General features: G+C 53.6%; 18 protein-coding genes and 3 pseudogenes. 13 read left to right on the top strand and 8 right to left on the bottom strand.

Annotated elements, in window-relative coordinates; translation table 11 throughout:
* Nucleotides 1–95, top strand: a pseudogene (locus AC2FGC_RS23620) (IS6 family transposase); the annotation flags it as partial.
* A gap of 400 nt (nucleotides 96–495) precedes the next feature.
* On the opposite strand, the gene AC2FGC_RS23625 reads toward AC2FGC_RS23620, so the two are convergent.
* From AC2FGC_RS23625 to AC2FGC_RS23650, 6 genes and pseudogenes are all read right to left on the bottom strand, one after another.
* Nucleotides 496–1,581, bottom strand: a complete 1,086-nt coding sequence (locus tag AC2FGC_RS23625) for a hypothetical protein (RefSeq protein WP_496686170.1) — start codon at nucleotides 1,579–1,581, stop codon at nucleotides 496–498.
* A gap of 27 nt (nucleotides 1,582–1,608) precedes the next feature.
* Nucleotides 1,609–1,842, bottom strand: a complete 234-nt coding sequence (locus AC2FGC_RS23630) for a hypothetical protein (protein WP_496686172.1) — start codon at nucleotides 1,840–1,842, stop codon at nucleotides 1,609–1,611.
* Complete coding sequence (locus AC2FGC_RS23635) at nucleotides 1,839–2,129, bottom strand: hypothetical protein (RefSeq protein WP_170342835.1); 291 nt, start codon at nucleotides 2,127–2,129, stop codon at nucleotides 1,839–1,841. The genes AC2FGC_RS23630 and AC2FGC_RS23635 overlap by 4 nt, the downstream gene beginning before the upstream one ends.
* Before the next feature lie 129 nt (nucleotides 2,130–2,258).
* Nucleotides 2,259–4,646 (bottom strand): zinc-dependent metalloprotease, encoded by a 2,388-nt coding sequence (locus AC2FGC_RS23640; protein WP_496686175.1) that lies wholly within the window; start codon nucleotides 4,644–4,646, stop codon nucleotides 2,259–2,261.
* Nucleotides 4,647–5,172: 526 nt separating this feature from the next.
* On the bottom strand, nucleotides 5,173–5,526 hold the full coding sequence (locus tag AC2FGC_RS23645; RefSeq protein ID WP_496783617.1) for an alpha/beta fold hydrolase: 354 nt from the start codon (nucleotides 5,524–5,526) through the stop codon (nucleotides 5,173–5,175).
* A gap of 14 nt (nucleotides 5,527–5,540) precedes the next feature.
* A pseudogene (locus AC2FGC_RS23650) lies at nucleotides 5,541–6,157 on the bottom strand (IS3 family transposase); the annotation flags it as partial.
* A 579-nt stretch (nucleotides 6,158–6,736) separates the two neighbouring features.
* On the opposite strand from AC2FGC_RS23650, the gene AC2FGC_RS23655 reads away from it, so the two are divergent.
* From AC2FGC_RS23655 to AC2FGC_RS23685, 7 genes are all read left to right on the top strand, one after another.
* On the top strand, nucleotides 6,737–7,036 hold the full coding sequence (locus AC2FGC_RS23655; RefSeq protein WP_496684672.1) for a hypothetical protein: 300 nt from the start codon (nucleotides 6,737–6,739) through the stop codon (nucleotides 7,034–7,036).
* Nucleotides 7,037–7,237: 201 nt separating this feature from the next.
* The gene (locus AC2FGC_RS23660; protein ID WP_299902684.1) at nucleotides 7,238–7,699 is read left to right on the top strand and encodes a hypothetical protein; all 462 of its coding nucleotides are present in this window, start codon (nucleotides 7,238–7,240) and stop codon (nucleotides 7,697–7,699) included.
* A 55-nt stretch (nucleotides 7,700–7,754) separates the two neighbouring features.
* Nucleotides 7,755–8,369, top strand: coding sequence for a hypothetical protein (locus AC2FGC_RS23665; RefSeq protein ID WP_496684675.1), 615 nt, complete (start codon nucleotides 7,755–7,757; stop codon nucleotides 8,367–8,369).
* A gap of 60 nt (nucleotides 8,370–8,429) precedes the next feature.
* Nucleotides 8,430–8,735 carry a hypothetical protein gene (locus AC2FGC_RS23670; RefSeq protein WP_496684677.1) on the top strand — a complete coding sequence of 102 codons (306 nt, stop codon included), beginning with the start codon at nucleotides 8,430–8,432 and terminating at the stop codon, nucleotides 8,733–8,735.
* A gap of 42 nt (nucleotides 8,736–8,777) precedes the next feature.
* Nucleotides 8,778–8,951 (top strand): hypothetical protein, encoded by a 174-nt coding sequence (locus AC2FGC_RS23675; RefSeq protein WP_299902641.1) that lies wholly within the window; start codon nucleotides 8,778–8,780, stop codon nucleotides 8,949–8,951.
* A gap of 711 nt (nucleotides 8,952–9,662) precedes the next feature.
* Nucleotides 9,663–11,096, top strand: coding sequence for a hypothetical protein (locus tag AC2FGC_RS23680; RefSeq protein WP_496684678.1), 1,434 nt, complete (start codon nucleotides 9,663–9,665; stop codon nucleotides 11,094–11,096).
* Nucleotides 11,086–12,027: a metallophosphoesterase family protein gene (locus tag AC2FGC_RS23685; RefSeq protein WP_496684680.1), complete on the top strand. Its 942-nt coding sequence runs from the start codon at nucleotides 11,086–11,088 to the stop codon at nucleotides 12,025–12,027. The genes AC2FGC_RS23680 and AC2FGC_RS23685 overlap by 11 nt, the downstream gene beginning before the upstream one ends.
* On the opposite strand, the gene AC2FGC_RS23690 is transcribed toward AC2FGC_RS23685, so the two are convergent.
* Complete coding sequence (locus tag AC2FGC_RS23690; protein WP_496684682.1) at nucleotides 12,028–12,786, bottom strand: DUF4956 domain-containing protein; 759 nt, start codon at nucleotides 12,784–12,786, stop codon at nucleotides 12,028–12,030. It abuts the gene before it with no gap.
* 181 nt (nucleotides 12,787–12,967) lie between these two features.
* Between AC2FGC_RS23690 and AC2FGC_RS23695 the strand changes: the two genes are divergently transcribed.
* The 5 genes and pseudogenes from AC2FGC_RS23695 to AC2FGC_RS23715 all read left to right on the top strand — a co-directional run bounded on the left by AC2FGC_RS23695 (nucleotide 12,968) and on the right by AC2FGC_RS23715 (nucleotide 18,164).
* Nucleotides 12,968–13,900, top strand: coding sequence for an SdiA-regulated domain-containing protein (locus tag AC2FGC_RS23695; RefSeq protein ID WP_299902629.1), 933 nt, complete (start codon nucleotides 12,968–12,970; stop codon nucleotides 13,898–13,900).
* 221 nt (nucleotides 13,901–14,121) lie between these two features.
* Nucleotides 14,122–15,660 carry a ShlB/FhaC/HecB family hemolysin secretion/activation protein gene (locus AC2FGC_RS23700; protein WP_496684684.1) on the top strand — a complete coding sequence of 513 codons (1,539 nt, stop codon included), beginning with the start codon at nucleotides 14,122–14,124 and terminating at the stop codon, nucleotides 15,658–15,660.
* 835 nt (nucleotides 15,661–16,495) lie between these two features.
* Nucleotides 16,496–16,792, top strand: a complete 297-nt coding sequence (locus AC2FGC_RS23705) for a hypothetical protein (RefSeq protein WP_299902623.1) — start codon at nucleotides 16,496–16,498, stop codon at nucleotides 16,790–16,792.
* 109 nt (nucleotides 16,793–16,901) lie between these two features.
* Nucleotides 16,902–17,405 (top strand): annotated as a pseudogene (locus AC2FGC_RS23710) (IS6 family transposase); the annotation flags it as partial.
* 48 nt (nucleotides 17,406–17,453) lie between these two features.
* The gene (locus AC2FGC_RS23715) at nucleotides 17,454–18,164 is read left to right on the top strand and encodes an IS6 family transposase (protein WP_496783619.1); all 711 of its coding nucleotides are present in this window, start codon (nucleotides 17,454–17,456) and stop codon (nucleotides 18,162–18,164) included.
* Nucleotides 18,165–18,537: 373 nt separating this feature from the next.
* Here AC2FGC_RS23715 and AC2FGC_RS23720 read toward each other — a convergent pair whose 3' ends face one another.
* Nucleotides 18,538–18,735 carry a CsbD family protein gene (locus AC2FGC_RS23720; RefSeq protein ID WP_496783621.1) on the bottom strand — a complete coding sequence of 66 codons (198 nt, stop codon included), beginning with the start codon at nucleotides 18,733–18,735 and terminating at the stop codon, nucleotides 18,538–18,540.
* Nucleotides 18,736–19,032: the final 297 nt, after the last annotated feature.

The raw sequence follows: 19,032 nt of genomic DNA on the forward strand, positions 1-19,032 counted from the left end.
CGCTAGCAGGCATCGAGGTTTCGCACATGATCCGCAAGGGGCAATTCACACCCGGACTCTGCCCATTTCAGCAGTTCGCTGAGCTCGCAGCCTGACTCCCGAGCAATTGCTGAAACTGCTCGGCGGGCTCAAAACTTTGCAACAGAACCCTGCCGAACGCATCTGGGGCGAACTCAAACACTTCCGGTGCATGTCGGAAGCTGAACTAAGAGTTTAAATCGAACACTTGGCCAGATGTCGGCAGCGCGGACAAACCTGCCGCTCACCAAACTCAGCCAGACGACGGCTAACTGAGCTTTGCCGGCCTTCTCGCATTGTGACGGCTACGCAAGTGCAACATAACTCCGCGTGTAGCGAACGACGCAGTGCGGCCGTTAGTCAAAACTCAAAGCGGACGACCGCTAAGGGCACCTTGTTCGGCAAAATGTGCTGGTCACAGGTGGGTTTCATAAACCGTTTTTTGCGAGCTGCAGTTATTACTGGCGATTGAATCAATTAGCGCTCATGCAGTTGCTCACGCAGCGCAGCAACTGCCGACGGAAGATCGTCCTCGAAACCGGGAATGAACTCCTGCTGGATCGCAGCATTCAACGCGTCGTCGGCAGCTGCCTCGGCTGCGGTGGCCGATCCGGAAAGGGTCTCGAACTCCTCGAAGGCCTCAAGGACCAGAAGCGGCTCTCGCAGGATGCCCTGAACCGTCATGCTGATCGACATATGTTCGACCTGGTTGTTGTTCTCCGGCGGGCCAACGAATTCGGGTGCGAAGCCGGAAACGCCCCAGATCGATGAGTTGTCCAGTGCGATCCCGGTTTCGTATTGCCAGATCGTTCCGACATGGAACCGCGTGGTGAATCCGTGGTTGAACAGCTTGATATGTGTGAGTGGGTTGCGGCGCGAGGACCCCACAATCAATTGCTGCCAGAGGTAGAGCGCAGCCTGCTCCCTTCCGCGAATGTATTCCGAAGTCTCCAGCATGTGCTCCGGCGGAACTATCTCAATCAGTTTGATTGCTGCCTGGAACAGGTCAAGCGCCGTGTCGAGCGCCGTGTCATCAGTGCCGCCCCCTGACATCTCGGCCAGCTTGAAGGCGTGAAACCGGGTGTAGGCGCCGCCGAGCGCTTCAAGGTATGGTTCGCCCTCTACTGACGCAAGCGCGTCGACAACGCGATAAGCATCCCAACCATCTGCGCGCAACTGGTCGGTATCCACGTCCCAGAAGGTCGATGGAATCTGGCGGCCGAAATCACCGGTTCGAAGAGCGAGCGCCCTAAGCCCCTCGGCATATTCCATCAGTTGCTGGGATGTGACCACACCGTCATCGAGGCGGGCGAGATGACCGGAGATAGAAATGTCGCCCAGAAGTGGCTTTTCGCTCAGGCCCGCATCTCGCAACGCCTGTTCCACTTGAACTCGGGTCGCCTCGGCAACAGGCGCCGATCCTGTTTCGGCTTTGGAAACTGCGCTACCTTCCAGCCGTTGCTCCGGAAGCCCGAAGAACAGAAACCGAACCTGTGGAACGGCCAGAACGACGACGGCAAGCGCCAGACAGCACAAGGTCCCAGTCCATACCAACCATTTCATAACTCATCCGGCCCATGTACAACGCGATTATTTCGTGAGCGCATCGAAATCGGATGTATCCACATCGGAGACAGCTTCCTGTGCGATGGCATCGTAATCGGTCGCTTTGTTGGTTTCCTCAGCGACCTCGGCTGCAAGCGCAGCCGAGGCCCCGATGGTCGCGGCAGTCCGCACCTCGTCTTCACTGGCGTCGCAGGCGGCTAGCACACTCAGACAGATGACGATTGCCGGTGCCAGAGCTCGTCTATTTTGCGATGTCACTTGGTGTAATCCTCGAACCCTTCGACATTGCCGCCAATGACCGTGCAGTTACCTGCGGCTTGAATTGTCGGCTGGTCCCAGTTGACATTCCAGTTCACGACGATGGTGTCGCCGTTTTCCGAAGCGGGGAACACCGAAATCGCAGCATTGGGCAGATCTGCGAACTCGGGAACTTGCCACAGGTAGTCGTGACAGGTCTTGAGGGCGTTGGTTATCTGCCTGTCAAAGGCTTGGGCAGCATTGGCTGCAACCATCAATGTAAGGCACGCGCCGATAGTTTTTAGCATTGAAAATGTCCTTTCAGATTTCCATGTCAGCCAACTTAGACCCAAGCCTAGTGCGCCATCAGACTTCGTCAAACAGAATGGGTTCTTTTTGGCCTTCAATCCTTGCGCTGGACCGACGAGCCAGCACCGCTACTGCTCCTCTTCGCCTTGTTCGGAAAGACCCTTACCCAGCATAGCGTTCACACGGTCGAGTTCCGCGCTCGCTATCTCCCCGATGGAGGTTCCCTTCAGTCCGCCAACTGCGACCATGGCAACCTCCAACGGGTACTCGGCATCGACCAGTGCGACAAGATCCTCGGCATTGCCATCCTCGGTGGTTAGGTCGGTCAGGATGTCGATATAGGCTATTATTGCACCGTTCTGCGCTGGCGAAACCAGTTCCTTTGACGGCAGATCGCTCAATAGTGTTTCGGTGACCAGCGAGACGTATTCCTGCAGCGACATGGCTGTGTCGCCCAGGAGACGACGTTGCATGTAAACCATCCTGACGCTCTTCCGGTTCAGGACTTCGTCCATGATCTGCGCCGCTGCGTTTTCGACCGAAATCAACCCTCCGACGGGCCGAAAACGTCCGAGCAAGTCCGGGTCTGCAAAAGCACTGAGGCCATGGATGGCTTCACCGGTAAGAAACTCTACGGCTCTCCTCTGCTCTTCAGGGTCTACATAGGCGAACGGTCGGTCGTCGCCGGAGGTCTGTGTGACACCGCCGATCAGCTTGCCGACGCTTCCAGCGATACCGACATAGCGATTGAGCGCGTCTCCGTAGGTCTCCTCTAGCATGGCTTGTGGATTGCGCGCGTCCTCTACTGCCAGGGGCAACGCCGCAAGGCTCGCGTGCAGCGCGGCGATCCCCGCACGCGTTGCCAAGATCCTGTCTGCCCCAATGTTCTCAGTCTGAACACGGTGATCGAACTGGGCAAGATACTCCTCGCCACGTTCGCCTGCTCCCCAAATGAGTTCCGGACGCTCCTCGGCTTCCGCCGCGATGGAATCAAGCTCCTCTGCGTCGACATCGGAGGAATACCCCCATCGGATGGCGTGCCGATCGTAGGAGCCAATGATAGGAATGAGTTGCGTGACGCCATCATCCGGCTCCGCCACGTAGTTGAACCGCCCATAGGCCATGATGGAGGACGTGCTGCCGTTCTCCGCAGTGAATAACGGGTCCCTGAGCTGTGCCGTCGACCAGGCCGTCGAGGCGCGGTGGTTGTGCCGCAACCCGAGCGTATGGCCCACCTCATGTGACACGACGTACCGCAGGATGCGCCCCTGCAATTCCTCCGGCAGCGGCAGTTTGGCCGCGGCGGGATCGGTCCGGTGCATCAGCAAATAGTAGTAGCGGCTGAAAAGGTTCAAGACGTCCGGCCAAACCAGAATATGGGCGGAGAGAATTTCGCCGGACCGGGGGTCGTGGATGTTTGGCCCCATCGCGTTCTGCACCGGCTGTGCAACCCAGCGGATGACACTGTGGCGAACATCTTCCGGGGACCAGCCCGGGACTTCATCCCGGCTTGGCGCGTCACGGGCTATGATTGCATTGGTAAAGCCCGCGGCCTCGAAGGCGGTCTTCCAGTCCTCAACCGCCTGGCGAATGTAGGGACGCCAACGATCAGGGATTTCACGGGATAGATAGAAAACGATCGGTTCAACCGGGTCCGACGGGCGTGGTGCATCCGGGTCGGCGTGTTCCAGGCGGAAGCGAAGGGCGGCACGGTCGCGTGATTGCACGTCGCCGAACGCGCTTTCAAAAACCAGATATTCGGTGAAGAAAAACCCAACCCGGTCGTCATAGGGGCGACGCTCCATCGGGGTTTCTGGCAACACGGCAATCGAATGCGCCGTTTCCAACGAAATCGGCTGTGCCAGCCCGACCTGATCGGTCGCTTCGAAGGTCAGTTGTGAGCGGACAAAGAGGTTGTCGGGATAAACTGATGCTTCAGCAACGTAGGATCGGTCGGGGTCGTTTGACCCGGGAGCGAGGCCGGTAGATGCCAATTGGGCGGCGACCGAATAACCGGCGATATCGCCCCCAAACACCTCCTGCAAATCCACAAGTACGGCGCCAGTGTCGCTTTCCGCGAGGATCGGGAAATCGACGATGATGGGACCAAGGTTGGCGCGTTCCACAGCGAGGTTCACAGGGCGAAGCTTGTCACGCCCGCCAGTGTAATAGGGATCGCCCGAAACCTTTTCGAACGAGGTCCCTGAAAGGGACCGCACCATGATCCGATCGGGCCGCCGTTCCAACTGGATCAGGCGGGCCCCCAAGGCGTTTCCGCCGAATGCCACTGCGTCGGTGGGATATCTGGAAACTTCGGCGTACCAGATGAGGCTGCGTTCGAACATGTCGCGCGGTATCGCAAGCAACAGATCGCCGTCTTTTTGGTAGAGGTCGAAGACTCCAGATCGAACCTCGGCACCGGCTATACGCTCCTGAAAGCTCGCCGATTGCGCCCTGGCATTGGCGGGCATCAGCGGGACAGCAAAGGCAATGCAAAGTGCGAATGCCAAGCGCATCATGGGTCTCCTCGTCGACGATTTTTCAAGCGCGCTCACGTTTCCAGAGATCGGACGTTCCAGTCTGGTAGTTTTGCAAGTGTCCGACATTCGAAAATGCTAACACTGAAGTATAAGTTTGAGAACTCACAAAGCTGCCATAGGCCGTATCCGCGGCCAAGCTCCGGAAACCGCCCACCTGAACCGCTTCTGCTTCCATGCCCGCAGGGACTTTGCGCTAGCGGCGAAAGTCCGCACGATCGGCATGGCCGCCGCTGGTGCGGCACGCAGCATCGGGGAAGTATGGGCTCCCCTTCATCTTTCGCGGCGCGTTGCCCGAACGCTGGCTGCCGAAGCGCGAATGTCGGCGCATCAAACAAACACAGATAAGTATCAGAGGTATAGTCCGCAAAGCCAACGGCGGGTTTCAAACTGCCCTCACCTTCGATCACGCAGCACCGACATCGGACGGCAGTGAGCCCGAAACTGACGCTGGATAATTCGGTGCTGCCATGCTGCTCCTAATCTTGACAGCCACGCGAGCAATTCAACTGTGAGCGAACAAAAATGCAGTTACGTCGCGTTCAAGACGTGGCCACTCCGGGTCATTCCGGGTCATCAGATGATTGTTGCTTTCATATGTAATGAGACGCGCATTCGGCAGGCCTTTGGCGAATATCTGCCCCTGTTTGACAGGTTGCATTCGATCTCCCGTCGAATGGCACAGGAGGCATGGAACCTCGACGGAAGGCAACAAATGTCGGATATCTATGTAATCAATGACATCGCGATACCGGCCCATGTTTTTCGGTGAAATCATCTCGCGCATATCACGAGCGGTTTGACGCCGTTCTTCGTCGCTTGCACCCGGTGTGATGATCTGAGCCATCAGATCACGCATCGATGGGTAGTCATCAGCCGAACACACGACCCATCGTTCAGCCAGAGCAGTCCTTTCTTCGGTTGTTTCACTGGCACTTTCAGCCCCTCTCGCCGCCAAAGCCGTTCAATCCGCCCATCGCTGACAGACCAGCCAGCCTCTCTCAGCAGTGCAGCGATCCTGCGATAGCCATATCGGCCATATTGACGGGTCAGCTCGATCATGTCGGCCACCAGCCGGTCTTCGTCTGCGCGACCTTGTGGGACGCGCCGTTGCGTGGACCGGTGTTGTCCAAGCACGCGGCAGGCGCGTCGCTCAGATACTTTGAGCTGGCTGCGGACATGATCGATGCAGGCACGACGACGAGCGGGGCTCAGAAGTTTCCCTTTGTGGCTTCCGTCAGGATCAGTTTGTCCAGCGTCAGATCTGAAACTGCGCGTCTCAGCCGCTCGTTCTCTTCCTGAAGCCGTTTCAGTTCCTTCAATTGATCAGCACCCATTTCACCGTACTTCTTCCGCCAGCGGTAATAGGTTTGCTCAACAACTCCGATCTGTCTGATCGCATCAAGACGGGACATGCCTTGACCCATCAGAACTTCAACCTGCCGTAACTTCGAGACAATCTCTTCAGGCTTCGGTCGCTTGTTTGCCATTCTTGGTCCTCCGTTTCCTAAACATAGGGGTGGACCAGTTCAGTTGGGGAGGCTCAGCTCAGGAGAACACACTCGCCCCTATGGATGCTCCCACTTACTTTTTTGTTTGAAAGTAGAAGCCTATCGCATGAGAGCGTAAAGAATTTTACGCGCGGAAAAAATATTGATTTATGAAAAATAAGATTCAAACATGCGAATTCGACTCAACTTTATTTTACCTCCGTTGTTGTCGGTGTCGCCCGATTTATCGGGCCCTTCCGACTGCTAGAGTGAGTGCTGGCGGTCGGAAGGCCTTTAATAATGATCGAGCGTTGGGAGGACGCGATGCTTAGACTCAACGAACTGGCCCTCCCTCCAGAGTTCGCTCTAGCTTTTTGCAGTGACGCCATTCAGCCATCACGCGTTGTTGGCGGTCTCGGTAGTCAACGAAAAATCGTTCCGCCGACCAAGCCCTCCGCGGCAAGTTTTGGGTAAGACAGTCACAGGAACGAGGTATGTTCTATTGGCTGCACAGACGCGAGAGCTTCAAACAAGCGCATCCAATTTTACTAATTTCAAGGGAACCAAAGGGAGAAGAAAATGTCTAACAAGATGGTGATGATTGCAGGCGCGATATGTTTCGCACTGCTTGCGGCCTGCGACGACACGAGTACATCAAGCGCGTCCGCCGAGCTCACGCCGGCTCAGCAGGCGTGTTTGCGAGATGTAGCCAACACGACGAACAATTCGCAAGTCGTGGTGCTCTCATCTGCGTTTAGCGAGGCTGGAACACAAGTCACTGTAGGCGTTGGCGAGGATCGTGCCCCTTGGAATTGTATTGCTTACAGTGATGGCGCGACAGCTGGTATCGAGTTCCTGGGCGACGAAGGCGCATTGTGAGCAGTCTGCTGCGTAGCCGAAATCGGCTGCGCAGCACTGGCTTGATCTTCTGAGGCTCGACTTGGTTTGTAAATCCATCATCATCGTATTCGCGATCCTGTATCTGTTGGCGTTGGTTGCGTTCTTGACAGGTACATTTGGCTGGTTCGGACAAGAAAGAGACCCTTTGTCCGGGGTGTTCCTTTTGCCGTTGGGACTGCCTTGGATACTTGTATCGGACTTGGTTTCAGAGCCAGTCAAACCGTGGTTCGCGGCGCTTGCACCGGTTCTCAACCTGTTAGTGCTGGTCTTGATTTGCAGATGGGCACGCAGTTTGCGGCAGTAGTGAAGGCTGAACTCTTTCTCACCAAAAGGGAGGAAAACATGGGAAAAGTGATCTTGGGTATTGTGATCGGGCTGGTCCTCGGTGTGGTTGGGGCGATGACCTTAGGTGGCGGAGCCGCAATGGGTGTCGGTGCTGCGACAGGTTTGTCCGCCGGTGTCTGCTCCACATTGAAAGGAGCACAAGCCGAGAACCTGATCACCGCCGAGCAAGCGGATCAGATCCTCAATCGCGTAAACTCCGAGATGGCATCGCTACAAGGTATTGAACCAACAGACGAGATCGTCGGCAGCGCACAGGCATGCGATGAATTTCTATCAAAGTTACGAGAAGCGAAGTGAGGTTCCGCTTTGTACGGAACAAAATTGTAAGGACAAGCCAACAGGGGACCATCTGATGAAATTCGGTTTACTCAAACTCCTCACACCCATGATTGCAATTTCGGGCACAGCTGCTCTTGCAATGTCGGAAGCCGACGACGTGTGTATCGACCATTTGCGACAGGTTGGTGGACCAGACGGTCAATCCGGAACGATTGAAAGCTCAGAGTTCTCGGAAGCTGGTACGCTCGTCATGCTGCGAGACGCAGGCGGAACACTTTGGCGCTGCATCGCTTACAAGGATGGAAGCATCGGCGAGATGTCGGTTGTCGAAGCAATGGATGATGGCGGTGGAGCCCTGGACGGTGCCGCCGGGTCTACCGGTCGCCAACGTGTCAAATTCGATGCCGGGTCCACCGGTGCCGAACTCGTCGGCCAACTCGCGCCCGGCGCCTCTCATCAATATGTCCTTGGCGCGCAGAACGAACAGTTTCTGTATGTGCGTGTCGCGCCACGAAACGGGTCGTTGGACTACGTCATTCGCAACCCTGATGACTCGGAGCTTCTGAAGTTGATGTCGGCGGACAAAGAGTATCGAGGACAGCTTTGGCAATCTGGCGACCATGTCGTTGAAGTTATTAACCGGGGAAATGCGCAAGTTGACTACAACGTCATATTTGGAATCGAGTAAGTCCATGCGTGAGTTGCACTGGATTTTTGGATTGCTGGAGACCAGAAAGGGAGAGAAGAAATGAGAACCAATCTATCGCTGCTTGGAGGTGCAGTTTGTGCCCTTGCTTTGGCGGCATGTGACGATACCGGGGGATCAGTGGATACTGTGTCGCCAACCGTCGGCAATTCAAGCGACCTTTCGCCCTTTGAAGGTGCGCGCGCCGGTCAGGCTGAAACGGGGATTCAGAATCTTGGTTTTGAACTTATCCGCAGCGAAGGGCTGACATCGTACTGGTTCAACCGGAATACAGGCGCTTGCGCGCGCATTACTACATCTGAGGGTCGGTATTCAGATGTCACCATGCTTCCTTCCGCCGACTGCTGATTTTTGTCTGGATTAGTTTATTAAAGTGAAGGAGGCTGAGAAATGCACTTCGATCTTGCACACGCTGTGGTGACTGTCACAGCTTTGATAGTCACAAACCTCGTTTTGAAATCTGCCGGGGTGATCAACGAAGAAAACAAGCATCAGTGGAATTGGAAGGTTGTTTTAGCCTACTTTGTGGTTGTCCTGATCATTAACTTGGTTTGGCCTATCTGACATTTCCGCATAATCTTCTCACAAACTTTTCTGACAAAGGAGCATGCATGCGGTTCATTGCATTATTGATGTGGGCAGTTTTGGCCGCGACCTCTGCGAACTCCGACGTGACCAGTCGAAACGGTGGGCCAAGCAACGGTCAAATGCTTTCAAAGGGTGGCGACGGAGGTGTTGATGGCGTCGCTTTCTTTCGCCCAGTCTTAAGTGGAGTATTGTATCGCTCTGGTTTCAAAGGTGGCGACAAAGACCGAACGGGCCTGAGTGAAGGACAACGCGAAACTCTGTGTGATGAAGGGTTTTCAACCGGGTTTTATGCCGACTTTGGAAAAAACACTGAATACGGTCGCACCAGTTGCGGAAACGGAACCTTTGACTATCAAGGCGCCAGATCCTCCCGACCCAGCGCTGTCATGGCATCCATACACGACGTGATTGAAAACCCTGGAAAGGGCCCTGTTCTGGTGCACTGCATGTGGGGCGTTCATTCCTCCGGGGCATTGTCGGCAATGGCGCTCGTTCAGTTTTGTGGTTGGACGGAAGAAAGGGCCAAGGAATATTGGAATGATGCCCGAAACGGGGCCCCATGTTCAGGCGGGTGCGACCAGTGGATTGACTCAAAATTCGCCAACTTCAGTGTCGACCCAAAATTGAAGATCTCCACCGATCAACAGGCAGCGATTTGCCCAAAATGATATTGGGAGGACTATCCAAATGAAGTTCAATCTTCTGGGGTCACTTGCTTTCATTGCACCCACTGTCTTGTGGGCGAACGACGATGTTCTCGGTGAAGCCACTACATTTGATAGTCCCTACGGCGTTGCTGAACGCTGTATTCGGATCAAAAAAGTTCCAACGGGCGAGTATAAGAACAGCGATCTTGAGGAAGAAACAGCCTATTGCGAGATCGATTTCTATGCCTCCGAAATTGCTATTTGCCCAAAATCCTGGAGCACCAGCCCAGGAATGGCCGTCTACGATATTTCGGAAGGACCCTACACGGGGAACCGTTCTGAATTCGAGAGAAACGCTTGCAAAGAGGGGAAAGCGGCAAAAGATCTGGCCAAGGACAGGGTGGCTAAATTCAAGTCCACCATGAACCAAAAGGGCACCAGTGGAACGTTTTCCACCTCATCGCTGCTTTACTATCATTTCTCCAGATATTTCGACGCGACTGTCAAAGTTCCAGTCGCCGTTTGGCGTAGCATGGACGCCCAGGCGCATTTTTCCGAGGTCGCAGAGCCTGGCCTTGCGATTTCTGGTGGCTCTCATGGCGGGCGCATGAACCACGAAGGCTGGCGGGTATTCGCAGCTGCGGATGCCGACCCGAACACATACCAACCGGCCGATGATCTATTCACCGCAGATCGAACACAAATATACGGTGTACTGCTTGACAGTCCTGGGCATCGATACGGCTCGGAAATCAACGGCACCCGCAAATCTGGTTGGGGGAAAGGACAAAACCGTGATTTTCAGGAAACCCCAGCTTTCTTGGCTTTACGTTCTTCAAAACCATTGTCAGGGGCAATCGCAGAGGGCGTCGGAGAAGGCCGAAAAGACCGGATGATCAACAAGGATCTCGGTCCCGATGTCAGCGACCAACAGATGGCATTTTGGATGCAAGAACTTACCGAGATTGTTCTCCTCGATTTCATCTTTAGCCAGCAGGACCGCGTAGGAAACATAGACTTCACACCCTATTGGTATTGGGTCGAAGACGGAAAGCTGAAGCACAAGAAAGCCAAGCACCATGAGCCAAACGATGGAGATATTCCCGCCGAGGCACTATTGATCCGTCGCAGCAATCTAAACGACAATGATGCTGGTGGGCGGGTCGAGTATGCCAACTTCGCAAAATCCACTCAAATGCTAGAGAAAATGCGGCACTTCTCTCCAAGCACGTACCGGCGCTTGGTTGCATTGAATAGTGACCTTCAAACCCAAGGCCCGGTTTATGACTGGCTATCGCAAAGCCTTGGGCTGTCTGACAGTCAGATTGCACAAGTGGTGAAGAACACCGCGTTGGCAACGTCCATCCTAAAGAACAATTGTTCTAGTGGTGATTTGATGTTCGACTTGAACCCTGTCGCATTCTTTTTGAGAAACGACACCGAGGTAGAGGCGGTGGACTGTAATGACCCGTAAGCGTTCTGCCCTTGTTGCGGTGATCATTTGGACAACTCTGCTCGCCAGCAAAGCGGCGGCATTGGATGTCATCGTCATATCGGATCTGAACGGAAGCTACGGTTCGGTGAAATACGATGCCCGCGTGGACAAGGCGATTGAGCGGATAGTCGAGATTGATCCCGATTTGGTTATTTCGACCGGAGATATGGTTGCGGGACAGCGCATTCCCAACTTATCCGACAAACAGGTCAGGGAGATGTGGAAGGCGTTTCACGAGGCCGTATCAGATCCTTTAGAGGCTGCCGGCATTCCATTTGCGGTCACGCCTGGGAACCATGATGCCTCCGCCTACCGTGGGTTCGAGCGTGAAAGAAAAATATACGCAGAGGAATGGGCGCCGAGAAAACCAGACGTCGACTTCCTGGTTTCGGATGACTACCCGTTCTTCTACGCTTTTGAGATGCAGGGCGTAACGTTTGCGTCTTTGGACGCTACGACCTTGGGGCCGCTATCCAGCGACCAGCAGGACCGGCTAAAGGAACTGGGTGCAAATGGAGACCCGATTGTCACTTTCAGTCATCTTCCGCTTTGGCCCTTCGCGATCCAGCGCGAACGCGAAATCATCGGTGACCCAACACTTGAGAAAATCTATCTGGAAAGCGGTGTCGTTCTGCATCTGTCGGGCCACCATCATGCGTTCTACCCGGGTTGGAAAGACGGTGTGGCTTATGTTTCTCAGGCATGTTTGGGCGGTGGCCCGCGGCGGCTTATTGGCGATAGCGCCAGATCGCCTCACAGCTTCACTCATGTTACGTTCCAGCCGAACGGAGAGTTTGGGATAGCAGTATATCGAGGGCCCGATTTCGAAAGGTCGGTAAATTTCAAGTCGCTCCCGAAAGAGATCAGATCCCCGAATGCGGTGTTGAAACGATTAGACCTTGTGAAATGACTAGAGGTTGAGTTTCAGCTCAACTTTTTCAGGAACCAGATCGTTTATCATCTCTTCGATCCGGGCTTCCGACAGTCCACCCGAGGTGATGAAAAGCAAAGAAACGCGAGATTTGCCCGGAACGTGGTGTTTTCTGACCAGTTTCCAGCCAGCGTCTGCTGCCATGGCTTCAATGTCTCCGCTGACGTTCAATGAGTTTTCTTCGTCTGAAGCTTTGAGCGAAATTTCCACGCCCTTGTTTCTTCCGCCGAGCCAAATGAAACACCAACATACAATCGCCACCAGTGTGGCCATCAGTGGCAAGCCCAAACCGACCGCAAGACCAAGAACAGTCACGATTATCATTTCGACTGTATCGACCGGATCATCCAGATTGGAGCGGAACCTAAGCAACGCACCGATGCCAAAGATAACGAAACCAATCATTGACCCGTGCTGAACTACCAAGAATCCAACCGCCATGCCGATAAGCGCATAAAGGAAGAAGAGCCTTGGCATAACTATGTCGCGGACGCTTCTACGGGCTTTACGTCTCACCGGATGATAGACGATCAAGCCAGCCAGAATGATTGTGACGATCACATCGAGAGTAAAGAAATACAGTTCCTGTTTGCCACGAAATTGCGTCCATCGGCGTTCGACTACAATTTCCGACCCCGAAGCCCCGGCCAGCATCGTCGCAGGGTCGACTTGTGACACCGCAGCACCTGGCAACAGCAGCATCAACAACACGGTCACGAATGTGAGAGTCGTATTCAACTTGTCTTCCTTCTTGCTCACGCCAAAGGCTTACGCTTCACCGCAGGCATATCGTGCCCCATTCAATTCAATCGCAACAGACGGGATCAGGTAAAGAGTTCAAAGAGCATTCTTACGACATCGCAGTCGAACTGTGATAAGAACGCGATAAAGGGATGTGTTCCACACGCGAGAAAATTGAATGGCAGAAAACAAAGTGTTTCCGTCAAAACCTGCAATTTCACGGTGTTTCTGTAAACTTAGACGATTCGCTTTTACGGCCAGCTTGGTTGCGGCAGCCTTCTTGCCTTGGACCGATTTTGCCTACGCCGAAAGTGCTGGTTTGGTTCTGGTCGATAAATTCAAGGTGGCAGACAAATCAGAGGGATTTTCCGAGCCTTCCGGTTTGGCAATGTCTAACGCTGAAGGCTTCTTGTGGTCTGTAAGTGATGCCGAACCTAAACTGCACCTACTTGGGATCGACGGGGTACTAGGAAACTCTTTCAAGTTGCCAGCATTGGCAGGATCAGATTTGGAGGGCGTCGCGTCGCGCAATGATGGGTCTGTTTTGGTGCTTCAGGAAACTGATCGATCAATTCTAGTCGTGCACCCAACCGACCCTATTCAATTGACAACAATACCTCTCACAACTCTTACAGGTTACCCGGCCGCCGCTGAGTTGCTTGTCGGCAACCCATTGAACAAGGGACCCGAAGGTATCGCCGTTGACCCGAAATCCGGGAGGGTCTTCGTTGGCATTGAGGGACAACCAAGGTTGTTATTGGTCGTATCACCAGAGCTAGACGAAATTGTCGAGATCATTCCTTTAGCGAGTGAAGCAGGCTTTATCTCCGAGCGTGCGGATGATGATGAACTGGATTTGAGCGGCTTGGCTTGGTCCCCGTCCTCACGTTCTCTTTGGATTGTGAGTGACAAAGGTCGTCAGATCTTCGTCTACAATCCAGAATCCAAGTCAGTAAAGTCCATAAGTTTGACGTTCACAGAAGATGGCAATCAAAAGGAAGTTAAACATCCTGAAGGGATCGCTCTCGATGAAACCAAGGGGCTTCTTTATATCCTGACAGACGATGCTAAGAAATCGCGGCTTTATGTTTTTGAGCAACCGGAGTTGTGAGGACTTTCATACTAGTTCTCTCTGCTCTAACTGGTTGGAAACCGGGGTTAGTTGACTGAGCACCGTCGTATGAGCGTCGTACTAAGTAAAACTGCGCTCTGTTTACTGTGTTTCTTAAAAACATCACCCATCAATATATTCGAATAGCGTTAGGTTCACACATACGAACGTCATAATAAGATTGGGCTTCAACATGCTCGGTCTCCTAAAGGTTGTCAAAAATGCGCGTATTCAGCTCGGTTGTATTTGCGATCATTTGCACTCTTGTGGCCACTGTATCAGTTCCAAATACCAGCATTGCTCAAAGCTGGGACATTGCATCACAGCACTCAGTCAGCGGCGTAACGGTGTATGACGCAGATGAGCTTTTAACTTTCGCTGGTCAGTTGGCCTTCAATCGGTCAGGGCGCATTACAGCGGTGGAGGTCGCATCAACGATCACTCAGATCTACCGAGAAGACGGTTATTTCTTGGCTGAGGCTTGGCCCGGTCTCGATGGGCAGAGCATTGTTGTTGATGAAGGGCGTATTCAAACCATCGAAATTGAAGGCGTAGATACTCGTACGTTCCAAAGCTTAGAAAAGATATTTCGCCCTCTCACTACCGCATATCCAATAACTCTCCAACGATTTGAGCGGGCGGTTATGTTAGCCGAGGACATACCTGACTTGGAGTTGTCGACCGAACTTGATTATCCGGATCAGGCAGGTGCCAGGCTGAGAGTATTGGGAGAGCCTCTGCGCCAACAAGCCGGCAGTGCGACACTCGACAACCCTCCGCGTGAGCTTGGAGAAGCGCTCAGCTTCTATGTCGTGCAAGAGTTTTATTCAACGCTGACCGTCGGGGATTTGCTGCGATTTGAGGGATCAGGCAATTACAATTGGGACAAAGACGATGAGCACTCTTTATGGGGCGCTCTTACCTATCGCACGCCTCTTAACAGTAATGGTTTGTACGGTGAGATCTTCTACGGGAATGTAAACGCCAAGCGTGATATCTCTGGCGATTTCGCAAGAACTGATATCGACGGGGAAAACTTCACCGTCGCATTGGGTTACCCCGTTATCCGCGATGTCGCCCGATATGGATACCTGCTGCTGGACTACCGTCTTTCAGAAGCGGATTCAGTCAGCGGAGGCGTTCCACTATCGAGTGACGCCAGTGTCGTTGGCCTTACTTACCTTTACGGCCAGAATTACCCAAAGGGGCAAGCGCTTGAAGCAGGGTTAACTCTGTCCTTTGGCGACAACGACACGACAGACGCAAGCTTTGATGACGGGGACTCTTCGTTCTGGCATTTGAGGGGCGGCATCGGATATGAAAGCCCCCTACCGGGCTTATCGCCCAACACAGCTTGGCGGACAGAGATCTGGGGTCAATACACAACAGACCGGTTACCCTCTGTCGAAGAGTACTTCCTTGGTGATCGTTATGCGTTGCGTGGATACCGCTTTGACGAAGTGGATGGTGATTCAGGGATCTCAGCAATCTTCGAAGTATCTCATTCCTATTTCCCAAGCTCGCAGAACGTTCATCGATTGACGCCCTTCGCTTTTTTCGACGTTGGTTACATCTCGAATAATGATCCCGCCAGTTTCGAAGTGAGAAGTGCTACACTGGCATCGACAGGTCTGGGTTTGGACATTGAGTTTAAGCAAAACCTATTCCTATCAGGATACGTAGGTGTTCCCTTGAGAGACGGCCCTTTGACTGACTCTGGCGATCCTGGCGCATATCTTGCTCTGACAACAAGTTGGTGAGGATGTTATGAAACTGAACAGAATTGCGTTACTTACGACAGCTTGTTTGATTGCAGAACTGGCCGCTACACAGGTCGTTGCCGGCGGAAATCACTACGGGTGGTGCCGTGGCGTGGGGAATCCTCACCAGTCAAGCCAAGGATGCGGGCAGGCCGGTGGGCAAGGGACAGGGAATCAAATTACCGGCCCAACTCAGCCGGTAGCAAATCAGTTGCCGCCTAAGGGAACGCAGCAAACGCCCACATCCGTTACTGTTCCAGTCCTTGCGCCGGGCGCGGTTCCGAACGCAATTCCCGGTCAGGTTCCTATCGCGACACCAATAGCGGTTCCCGGTCAGGTTCCCACGCCGGTAGTAGCGCCGACCCTAGCTCCGCCTTTGACTCCAAATGCGACTCCAAACCGGGTTCCGACAGCCGTTCCAAATCAGGTTCCGCCATTGGCTACCGGGCCTACCGCGGTGCCGCCGCAAGTTCCGACTGCAACTCCCAATCAAGTTCCGATAGCTATCCCTGGCCAGGTTCCGCCTCAACCTACCGGCCCAACAGCGGTGCCGCCACTTGTGCCCACCGCGACACCAAACCAAATACCAGTCGCAGTTCCTGGTCAGGTCCCGCCTCAGCCCACCGGTCAAACTGCTGTGCCACCGCTCGTCCCGACTGCAACACCCAATCAGGTTCCCACGGCGGTTCCTGGCCAGGTTCCACAGTTGACACCAAAACCTACGGCAACTCACGTGGCCGTCCCAGGGCATCCGAAACCACAAGGCGTCGTGACGATCATGCGTCCCAAGCCGAGGCCGACAACCGGTACTGTCCAACAACCTGGCACAACACAAGTGTCCCACCATTTAACCCACCAAAGCAATGCGAAGAAACACGATCACGTCGCAGCAACACCCGGACGGCATGACCCGCACGACCTGCCGAGGTTCCGCAACGCGGCAGCCAAGGAAGACTGGGAATGCGTTGCCAGCGGATTTGGGCAACGTCGGTATGATGCCGGGCGCGGCGTGTTGCTGAACAGCGGGGCACTACGACACCTTGGAAATGTGGATGCGATGGCTCGTGATGTACCAGCACGGCACCCGAAGCATTCCGGATGCATTATCTCGGTCAAACGAAAGCAACGCTGAAGCTCGCTGGGGAGGTTTTGCGGATGTGTCGCAAACTTTGATGTCCGATTGACGGGCACGCCGGATCTGGCGTTTGTTCCCGCCGAATAGTTTTCGAACAGGTTTAAGCATGATCTCCTTGAAAGGCTGTCACTTCCCCAAAGACGCAGTTTTGTACGCTGTGTTTTTCTATCTGCGGTACACAGTGTCGTATCGGGATTTGGAAGAAATCATGGCTGAACGAGGCGTGCAGGTGGACCACGCCACTCTCAATAGGTGGGTTGTTAAGTATTCACCGATGATCGCCGTGAACGCGCGATCGAAGAAGCGACCAACGCTGAGTTCCTGGCGCATGGACGAGACATACGTTCGTGTTCGCGGCAAATGGATGTACCTTTATCGGGCCGTCGACAAAGCTGGAAATACCCTTGATTTCATGCTGTCTGAGCGGAGGAACCGTCCAGCAGCAGCTAGTTTCTTTGCCAAAGCGCTGTCTTCTAATGGAATTCCAAAAAAGATCGTTATCGACAAAAGTGGAGCTAATGCGGCGGGCATTCGAGAAGTGAACAAAATCCTTAATCGGTTTGGCTGCACAACCAAAATCCAAACGGTCAGGTCCAAGTATTTGAACAACCGGTATTGCCAAGTTGTTCAGGCTGAGTGATCCAGCTATGTCGCGCGAATGAACATCCCTAAGATTATGCCACGCCTGAAGGGTTTCCGCTTTCCTCGTGAGATCATTGCTTACGCGGTTTGGGCTTACCATCGCTTTGCGTTGAGCACAGCTGATGTTGAGGATCTGTTGGCTGCGCGTGGCGTGATCATCAGCCGGGAAGCAGTTCGGCTATGGGTCAATCGCTTTGGTCGACACTTTGCAGATTGCATCAGGCGGGATCGCCCACGGCCGAACGACAAATGGCACATGGACGAAGTTGTAATCCTGATCCGTGGCAAGAAACACTGGCTGTGGCGTGCGATTGACGCCAATGGAGACGTTCTCGATATTCTTGTTCAAACCCGCCGAAACGCCAAAGCTGCAAAGCGCTTCTTCAAAGGCTTGGTTGCCAAATTTGGCGAACCCAGGGTCGTCATCACCGACAAATTGCGCAGCTATATCAAGGCGATCAAAATACTGGCACTGAACGCTGACCATCGTGCCCACAAAGGTCTCAACAACGCGATCGAAGTCTCGCACCGGTCGACTCGCAAAAGAGAAAAGCTATTCGGCAAGTTCAAGTCTCACCTACAGCCTCAGAGATTTCTGTCTGCGCATGACCAAATCAACCTGATCTTCCGCCCCCGCCGATATCAACTCACCGCAAACTCATACCGCCACGCTCGCTCCGACGCATTCAACCTCTGGGGCGATTACACAGCGGAAATGACCGCTTGATCCTGCCTTTGCCAATACCTCACATGCTCAGGTCAACAACTTGGCAATACCGTCGCATGGCCTTTGAGGGTCTTGCGGAAATCACAGATTGATAAAAGGCTCGGTTGCGATTGCCGCTTTCCGAGTTTCAAAGCTTTTAATACATAATGCAGCATTCGGAAAATTGTGCTCTTCAGTAGAAATCACCGCACTTAACCCGAGTGGTCGGATGGGGAACAATGCCCTTCGCTGCTCGCTGCATGAACTGGTAAGATGCCGGATAATGCGGACTTTTGCTTCGCATAGGTCAGTGTCCGATTTTCTTACGGCCAGCCGTTTTAGGTCTCTGCCAACAGAGCAACCGTCATCTATTGGTTATGAATCCTGACCCTAGCTATTCTGATGACAGAAACTCGTCCACTTCCTTTTCGACATCGCCTCTGGACCTGCCATATTTTTGGTGAATAATCTCGACCAATTTTTCTCGTTTTCCCGCGATTTGATCAATTTCGTCATGCGTTAGCTCAGTCCATTTGGCCTGAACTCGTCCTTTTAGGGTTTCCCACTGATCTTGGATATCATCCCAGCTCATAGTGTTTTCCTTTCTTATCTACCAAACTGGACGCAGGTATTGACTGGTACTAAGCCCGTTGGATTTTGATGCGACTGTTTAAGGAACCACCTGCAGCGGGCAACAATGCTGTGCGGATTGGGTATGAAAAACGCGCAGCGATCTGCGGTGTATCAGTCATCCAACTTGTTTTCTAAGTTTTAAGGACCAGCCAGATCGCAGGCGAGCTTCACCCCAACTGTCTTATCGATTGATGACGATCAGGTGAGCTTACTTGCCGCCTTGCTAATGGCGTTTTGCATGTCATCCCACGCCGCC

Source organism: Ruegeria sp. CDSC054, from assembly GCF_059610645.1.